Here is a 958-nt window from a genome sequence, read left to right as displayed (position 1 = left end):
TGCCGGACAAGGCGATCGATCTGATCGATGAGGCGGGGTCGCGGATGCGGATCCGGCGGATGACCGCGCCGCCGGACCTGCGCGAGTACGACGAGAAGATCGCCGATGTGCGCCGGGAGAAGGAATCGGCGATCGACGCCCAGGACTTCGAGAAGGCCGCCGCGCTCCGCGACTCCGAAAAGCAGCTGCTGGGGCAGAAGGCGCAGCGGGAGAAGGAGTGGAAGGCCGGTGACATGGATGTGGTCGCCGAGGTCACCGATGAGCTGATCGCCGAGGTGCTGGCGACCGCGACCGGGATCCCGGTGTTCAAGCTGACCGAGGAGGAGTCGACCCGGCTGCTGCGGATGGAGGACGAGCTCCACAAGCGGGTGATCGGGCAGGAGGACGCGATCCGGGCGCTGTCGCAGTCGATCCGCCGCACCCGCGCCGGGCTCAAGGACCCCAAGCGGCCGGGCGGGTCGTTCATCTTCGCCGGCCCCTCCGGTGTGGGGAAGACCGAGCTGTCCAAGACGCTGGCGGAGTTCCTGTTCGGGGACGAGGACGCGCTGATCCAGCTGGACATGTCGGAGTTCATGGAGAAGCACACGGTGTCGCGGTTGTTCGGGTCGCCGCCCGGCTACGTCGGGTATGAGGAGGGTGGGCAGCTGACCGAGAAGGTGCGCCGCAAGCCGTTCTCGGTGGTGCTGTTCGATGAGATCGAGAAGGCGCACTCCGACATCTTCAACTCGCTGCTGCAGATCCTGGAGGACGGCCGCCTCACCGATGCGCAGGGGCGGGTGGTGGACTTCAAGAACACGGTGATCATCATGACCACCAACCTGGGGTCCAAGGACATCTCCAAGGGTCAGGGGATGGGGTTCCAGCGCCAAAACGACGAGCAGGGCTCCTACGACCGGATGAAGTCCAAGGTGGCCGAGGAGCTCAAGCAGCACTTCCGGCCCGAGTTCCTCAACCGGGT

At 66.0% G+C, this 958-nt stretch carries 1 protein-coding gene; it reads left to right on the top strand.

Annotated features, from left to right (window positions below; all coding sequences use genetic code 11):
• A partial coding sequence (locus tag E1298_RS47235) for an AAA family ATPase (RefSeq protein WP_131903870.1) occupies window positions 1-958 on the top strand: 958 nt, incomplete at both ends.

Origin of the sequence: Actinomadura rubrisoli, assembly GCF_004349215.1 — a bacterium.
In the GTDB taxonomy this organism is placed as follows: Bacteria; Actinomycetota; Actinomycetes; order Streptosporangiales; family Streptosporangiaceae; genus Spirillospora; species Spirillospora rubrisoli.
The sequence above is the reverse complement of the archived record's forward strand: the minus strand, read 5'-3'. Positions and strand labels throughout refer to the sequence as shown.